This window comes from Flavobacterium succinicans LMG 10402, from assembly GCF_000611675.1.
GTDB classification, from domain to species: domain Bacteria; phylum Bacteroidota; class Bacteroidia; order Flavobacteriales; family Flavobacteriaceae; genus Flavobacterium; species Flavobacterium succinicans.
Genome location: NZ_JATV01000009.1, coordinates 139,596 through 146,486, shown reverse-complemented (window position 1 = coordinate 146,486; position 6,891 = coordinate 139,596). Strand labels below are relative to the sequence as shown.

General features: G+C 34.0%; 7 protein-coding genes. All 7 read right to left on the bottom strand.

Annotated features, from left to right (window positions below):
• Positions 1-225: 225 nt before the first annotated feature.
• Positions 226-1,122: a hypothetical protein gene (locus tag AO58_RS0110765; protein ID WP_024981711.1), complete on the bottom strand. Its 897-nt coding sequence runs from the start codon at positions 1,120-1,122 to the stop codon at positions 226-228.
• Positions 1,110-3,401 (bottom strand): Piwi domain-containing protein, encoded by a 2,292-nt coding sequence (locus AO58_RS0110760; protein ID WP_024981710.1) that lies wholly within the window; start codon positions 3,399-3,401, stop codon positions 1,110-1,112. The genes AO58_RS0110765 and AO58_RS0110760 overlap by 13 nt, the downstream gene beginning before the upstream one ends.
• Before the next feature lie 14 nt (positions 3,402-3,415).
• A complete protein-coding gene (locus tag AO58_RS18420) occupies positions 3,416-3,565 on the bottom strand; it encodes a helix-turn-helix domain-containing protein (protein ID WP_139225570.1) in 150 nt (49 codons plus the stop codon).
• Between the two features lie 458 nt (positions 3,566-4,023).
• Positions 4,024-4,872 carry a hypothetical protein gene (locus tag AO58_RS0110745; RefSeq protein ID WP_024981709.1) on the bottom strand — a complete coding sequence of 283 codons (849 nt, stop codon included), beginning with the start codon at positions 4,870-4,872 and terminating at the stop codon, positions 4,024-4,026.
• 38 nt (positions 4,873-4,910) lie between these two features.
• Positions 4,911-5,543, bottom strand: coding sequence for a hypothetical protein (locus AO58_RS0110740; protein ID WP_024981708.1), 633 nt, complete (start codon positions 5,541-5,543; stop codon positions 4,911-4,913).
• 2 nt (positions 5,544-5,545) lie between these two features.
• The gene (locus AO58_RS0110735) at positions 5,546-5,962 is read right to left on the bottom strand and encodes a DUF3408 domain-containing protein (protein ID WP_024981707.1); all 417 of its coding nucleotides are present in this window, start codon (positions 5,960-5,962) and stop codon (positions 5,546-5,548) included.
• 4 nt (positions 5,963-5,966) lie between these two features.
• A complete protein-coding gene (locus AO58_RS0110730) occupies positions 5,967-6,734 on the bottom strand; it encodes a ParA family protein (protein ID WP_024981706.1) in 768 nt (255 codons plus the stop codon).
• Positions 6,735-6,891: the final 157 nt, after the last annotated feature.

Here is a 6,891-nt window from a genome sequence, read left to right as displayed (position 1 = left end):
TTTTAGCACAAGATTCAAGCATCCATCGAGGAACAAGGTCAATAATTTGTCGAATAACTGGTTTTTTGATATTTTTGTTTCGCCTGAAGAGTCCCATAAAGTATTATTTGTTTCGCAAAATCAAAAATACGGGATTCTCAGGCATTTTTTATTTTAGACTTTCGGATAGCAATGAACAATTATCAAGAAAACATCCTATTATTTTCAATTAATATTATCGGTATATTATTTCCCCATAGATTTTTTTACTAATTCATTTGGATACCCAAGCAATCTCATAATCGATTCTTGAGATTTGTTTTTAAAAATAGGAATAAAATTGCCCAGAAAACTCAATCCTAACGCTCCAAAAATAGTGAAACCAAAATTGTATTGTTCAATAAATACAATCGCTTCTGGACTATATGTAGGGAGCTTAAGTACTACATATATCAATAAACCAAATAAAACTACATGAATTACCTGTGATAAATATGTTATACGTTTTATAAATCTGCCATTGAACTTTTTAAACATATCCAATTCACTTTTATCAGGCGATTCCTTCAATCGTAGAATTGAATCATAAGCTCTTAGCGAACATAAAATTCGAAAATCACTACGACTTTGAAATAATTCTATATTTTCAGTAACTTTTTTAAATGTAAAGTTTATAAACTCGTTTGTAATTAGAGCGTGATCTCTTAATTGTAAAAACATGAATACTATCTCAGGTAAATTGCTTGTACTATAGTAATTTTCATTTAGAATATTTTCAAAAGTAACGGTTATAGCATTTTTATTTTTGATGGACACAATCGAATATAACCAGTCTTTGTCCATCTCAAATTTTACAACACCAACAATAAAGGAAAACATCAGAAAATCATCGTTTACAAAAGGAGCAGGGGAATCTTTATTTGGTTTACTTTTATTTTTTTTATTATAATATTTTTCAAAATCTACCTTATTGCTGATTTGAATAGCATTTATAATTCCGAAATAAATTTCCTCAGACTCATTTAAATCTTGATCCTTTGGAATAACAACTTTCTTAGCTAAAAGCAAATTATTAAATGCTGTTAGCTTATGACTTTCATTAATTCTTGACAAGTAATCTATTCTATCTTCTAAAGGAACCATTTTTTTCTTTTTAATCCATAATTCAAACTGTCAGCATCCCAATTGGGAACATCTCTCATTTTTCCAAGTAACTTTGAAATAAGGTTGGAATACTTCATCGTTGCTGGCTCTTCTCCAGGCAAAAAACTTCTCCATGACAAGTAAGTAAATGAAAAGATTTGTTGCGTAATATATCCTAAATCATAAAACAGCAAGTCATTTAAATCGTTACTATCATAATTCCCTTTTGGGGTCCCGATTGTAATAAGAACTGGCCTACTCATGCCTTGTTTTGATGTCTTTAATTCATTAGCCCCGAACATTTGTACTATGCACGTTTTGTCGTCAAGGAAGATATTACTTCCTCTATTAGGTATAAATTGACCTTTTACGGCATTATTCCCATATTTACTAATACCGGGTTGATTCGCATCAAACAACATAGTGGGATGAAGGTTACTTATCGTTACAAAAGCAAACTTAATTTTATACTGTGTTATATCACGTACTAACTGACTTATAACATCGAACTCTGTATTTTTTATTGGCTTAAAAATGTGAAAAATCAAACGAACCGTGTCTCCATCAGTCCATCCCTGTTCTGTTGAAAGCCGCTGAACGGACTGTTTCAAGCTATTCAATAGCTCATCAAAATAATTCTCAAAGGCTACGTCTTTAACTTTATCACCAAGTAAATATTGGCCATCACTTGACATAAATGTAGTGATACCAACTACTCGGTTATGTTCCGCCCCAGCATATTGATTTCTTCTTAACCAACTATGCCCAATCCCAATAATTATTTCCCTGTCAACGGATCGTTGAGAAGGGAGAACCCAAGGTGTTCCTCCCAACTTTGCATAGATTTGAAGGGCAATTGAGTTTAAAATATACTCATTATGATTACCTATTATTTCCGAGGTGACAAACTGAACTGGAATTTCTAATGATAGAAGTTTTGCCTTAATCAGATAATAAAGGTTGGAATGGTCGATGTGACGTTTAAAGCTACCTGGTATTTCTATAATTGCTAAATGAGGTTTGTTCTCGTCATAATTGCTAATAATATTGAAGTATTCTTCAGTACTATATCCTTGTGTTTCCCTTATATTAATTATTACATCTTGTAAATCATATTTTTTTTGAAGACCTTTTTGAAAGTATCTTGACTGGGGCATGCCATCCTTAAGATTCGATAAAAATTTGGTGAAATTCCCCCTGTTATTTCTATTGCAGATACAAAGAACATTCGGTGTTTTAATATCAAAAGTTGTACTATCGTACGGGCCATAATTCGACAAACCCAAATCCGGATTAGAGCTATTTGTTTTAGTTGCAGCAGGGTCAAAGATAAATGTAGGAGTCCTTAATTCAATACTATTTGAAACAGACAAAGGTATTTTGTCTACTGTAAAACAGAAACCATCTTTATTATAAAATAGAATAGGTGCTCCATTTTCATAAAATAAATGACTTGAAATCCTTTTTATTTCATCATGCAATTTCTTAGCGTTGTAAATATCGGGACGTTGACTCTCAATAAGATTCATTATTTCTTCGCTCTTTTGCTGAGAAATAGCGAATGACAAGTAATTTCCAATATTGTATTTGGATTTTTTTATAAATAATTGTTCAAGGCTATATTCCTTTGTCCCTTCATTGGTATCAATTTTTGCTTTGTCGCCATTAATCTCTATTAAAACACCTATAAGCTCTTCATTAGGAGCAATGACATTATTTAAACCAGAAAATATTTCAGCGTGAAGAACTTCAACCCCAATTAAGTTATATCCTTCCAAATGTAGTTCCGCACATGATTTATTAAATACCCAATTTCGTCTGATATTTATAAGAAAACCAAATTGTTTCAATCCGTTAATTTCAGTTAATCGCAATTGTATTTCTATCAGCTTTTTATAAGCAATACGATTTTTGAGATGATCCGGCAATAAATTATAAATTATATCATCTTTTGCTTGCTCTGAAAAGAAACGAAAAGGATAAAAGTCAACTGGAATATATCTTGGAAACCTTTCTTTAAAAGTTCTAAAGAAAAGATGCTTAATCAACGAGGAAGTAATCTGATTATCTCCATATGTTTCTCTTGATACTAAATTTCCTATCGAGTTGGAATCATTTCCATCCTTATTTGATACATATATTACTTCCCCATTCCTGAAAAAAGAATGAGTGGTATTGTATAAACTTCGTAGTTCAATGAGACGTTCTTCGGAATATGGTTCTGTTCTAATCTGGTATTGATCAAACTCAAATTTTATAGGAAAGTAGTTTAGTTGCATATTGTTATTTACTTTTAATCGTTTTCTGAATTTTTAAGTGCTTTGTATGCCAAAGGTTCATCTTCATCTACCTCTAACAATTCAGCTAATTTAATTACCTGTTCTCTATTTGTCTTTCTTTCTCCTCGTTCTATCTTGTTTACTAGAACTGTATTTACTTCCAAAGTAAATACAAGCTACCTAAGAAGTAATCCCGTCTGGTCCCTAAATTTCTAATTTTAATACCAAAATCGCTTTGCTTCATTTTTTTGACTTGTTACTTCCTGTCAAATTTAGTATTTTTATTACACTTGGCTACTAGGTACAATTAATTTATAAAAAGAAAAAAGGGCAAACGAAATTTTGATTTCGCTTTGCCCTTTATCAAAAAAAATAAACATTTAACCTTGCTTACACAAACTCTCCAATATCAAAATCCTTCAAACTATTTTTCCTCAAAGTGGAAGAACTGGCAACCGTTTCAGAAGAAAGCATCCCGCCAACAGTTCAGCTATTTTACGGGAGACACTATGGAATTTTCCAATAGGCTGAATAATTCGGTTCCCTGTATTTTCTGAGCAGAAATTGGGCATAAAAAAATGCCAGAACTTTTGGCTCTGACGCTTCTTTTATATAGAAAATTTTACATTTTTCTACCCTTTTTTTGTTCGGGGAATATATCTGATAATTTCTTGGCTTCTATTTTCTCTTTTTGTTCCTGTTTTTGTTCTTCAAGGTTTAACTTAATATTTTCTGGAATGTTGGTTTCCTTCCATGGTAGTGTTCTCGCTTTAAAGTGTAATTGAAGAGTATCTTCTTTTATAAGGTGTCCGGGCCCAAAACCATATTTTATGTTCCAGCCAACATTATCCAATTCACTAAGATGCGGAAACTTTATCACTATGATTTCCTTGGGCAGTTCGGTAATGGTACGAATACCCACTTCCTGAAATTCACGCGTTTTTGGATTATAAGGAATAATATATGCCTGGTAATAACGATCATAATACTCCCTTATTTCAGATAAACCTATTCCTTTGGACTTAAAGTCATCTTTTGGTCGAAGCTTGTCCATCACTAAATCAACATAAAAGGTGTGTCCAGCAATATCCAATGTTGGCAATATTTTTTTGTTCCATCGAAAATCAAGCGGACTTCCCGGTTTTATCGTCAATTCAAAATCTGTCTTTCCCGTAATTTCTTCTATTGTTCGGTTGTACTTTTTTGCCATGCCCATTGGATCGAGCTCTACAAGATTGGGTATTTTTATTTCCTTTGAATGGTTGTTATTGCCCAGAGCCATTGATGCTCCAAAAGGAAGAAAGTTCTTGATGGTCGTATCATACTGAAAACGGTAACCATCACCAACATACAGCATATTTTTAATGCTCATCCTGTTTTGAGGGTTGCCTTTTTCCTTCAGCTCATTTTTTATAACATCTACAAAAAAATCAGTTCCTTCGATGTTCACTGTCGGTAATTCTCGTTCCATAATATTCTGTTTTTAAAGAACAAAGGGAAGTCGTCTTTTTAGACAAACTCCCCAATGTCAAAATCACTCAAATCATTTTTCCGCAAAGTGGAAGAACCAGCATCCGCATCAGAAGTAAGACTACTGTCTAATAGCTCGGCTATTTTACGGGAAGCATTTTCTATGGAATTTTCCAGTAGGCTGAATAATTCGGTTCCCTGTATTTTCTGAACTATAGCAACCGCTGTTTCCTTTTGAGATTGCTCCAAATTTTCTTTTTGCAGCAACATCCCCACGGAACTTAATTCTTCAAAGGTAACCCCTTGGGCAAAACCGTTATTCCCACCAGATATTCCGTACCTGTTCCATTCTTCTTCCTCTTCCTCAAAATCAGGCATATTTCCAAAAACTTCATCCAGTTCTTCCTGCGGAATTTGTATATCGACATCTACCTCGTCGATTTCAATATCAAAATTATTCATTTCATGTTTCCGCTTTTTACTTTGGCTTTCAGTGGCACGTTTTGGCACTGAAAGGCTTCTCATTGGTTTGGGCTGTCCCATAATATCAGGTAGGTTCGGATTAGGTTTTTCCTGAGTTGGTTTTTGCTCCGTCCTTTTCTTGATAATTATCTTATCCTGTACCAAGAGCGCAATAATAATGAGCAGGCATATTACGATTACTGTTTCCATAATTATAAAATAGGTTTGTATTTATCATTAAAAGTTGTGATAATCTGCTCTCCAAACTCCTGAAAATGATATTCAAGAAGATTGTCTAAGTAGGCATAAATGGTTATTTTATCTTCGCCTATTACCTGTACAATCCGTGAGAGTTTCTCATGGAAATCCGGTCGGATATATACCGTTTTACCATCACGGGCATTGGTGTCTGGCCTTTTGAAAAATATGCTTTCATAATCCTGATCATTTATTTTTTTTCCTCTGTTCCGTTCCTTCGCTAAAGGCTTTTCCTGAAATGGTTTTATCGGAGCTTTGCGTTCTTCCAGCGGAAGTTCCAATCCTTCCTTTTTTACTCCATCTACCATCAGATTCATCATTAACTCTTCGTTGATTTCGGGAATTGCTTTTTTCTTATTGTCTTTTTCCATGCTATTACAATTGAACGATTCTTAAAAATTCCGTCATAAACTGGTCTAAGCGGCAAGCATTCATCAACCGTTCATCGGGAGGCATTAAAGTTGACCGAAAAACAGTCTTGGCACCCGCTTCACTCTCCTTGCGGAAACGTGTGCTGTTCATAATCTGACATTGCATCAAGCTTAAGCCCAACTCATCAATAAGTTTATTATAAACATCGTACAAGGGCGAGCGTTCACGACCATCTACCTGATTCCAAAACAGATTAATGGTTTTAATGGAGGTTTCTCCTTTTTTCATAATAACATCCTTCATCAGCTGGGTAAAAATGAGTGTACTTTCCATAACTACACGATCTGCTACAATAGGCGTGAAAATATGGTGCATCCCCGCCAGAGCTTTCAAAATACCAGGAGTGTTTACTGTTCCCGGAAGGTCAAAAAAGATAAAATCAACCGGAACGGAAGTGGATTCTAAAAAATCATGCGCAGCCTCCAATACACCTTCAGCTTTATGCTGAATGATCGGATAAGCTTTTTTGTTAATAGTCGTAAATTGTTTGAATGCCATCCGTTTTAAAAACTCATTTTCCATCACCATAGCCAAATCACGAGTCTTCATTTTCATTAAACTATGTTGTGGAAAATCAGCATCGAATACGGCTACATTGTAGCCAAGACGATAATGTAGTGTACTGGCCGCAAGTGCCGTAAAGGTGGTTTTGCCAACTCCTCCCTTTTGGGACGAAAAAGCAATGAATACTGTTTTGTGTTCTGTTTTCATTTTTAACTGTATTTAATTATTTACTTATATCACTGCATAGATAGATGCTTACCTACTATTGTTCATACGTATGCAATTTTGCAGAAAGTTATATGGCTATTTAAATAGGTATTGCTCTACTTATATACTGACATATGCGTATCTATTTTTAGGTAGC

Bases quoted from the DNA above. Each gene is read 5' to 3' on its own strand.
- AO58_RS0110745 (WP_024981709.1), bottom strand. From the start codon at position 4,872: ATGGAACGAGAATTACCGACAGTGAACATCGAAGGAACTGATTTTTTT.
- AO58_RS0110760 (WP_024981710.1), bottom strand. From the start codon at position 3,401: ATGCAACTAAACTACTTTCCTATAAAATTTGAGTTTGATCAATACCAG.
- AO58_RS0110730 (WP_024981706.1), bottom strand. From the start codon at position 6,734: ATGAAAACAGAACACAAAACAGTATTCATTGCTTTTTCGTCCCAAAAG.
- AO58_RS0110740 (WP_024981708.1), bottom strand. From the start codon at position 5,543: ATGGAAACAGTAATCGTAATATGCCTGCTCATTATTATTGCGCTCTTG.
- AO58_RS0110735 (WP_024981707.1), bottom strand. From the start codon at position 5,962: ATGGAAAAAGACAATAAGAAAAAAGCAATTCCCGAAATCAACGAAGAG.
- AO58_RS0110765 (WP_024981711.1), bottom strand. From the start codon at position 1,122: ATGGTTCCTTTAGAAGATAGAATAGATTACTTGTCAAGAATTAATGAA.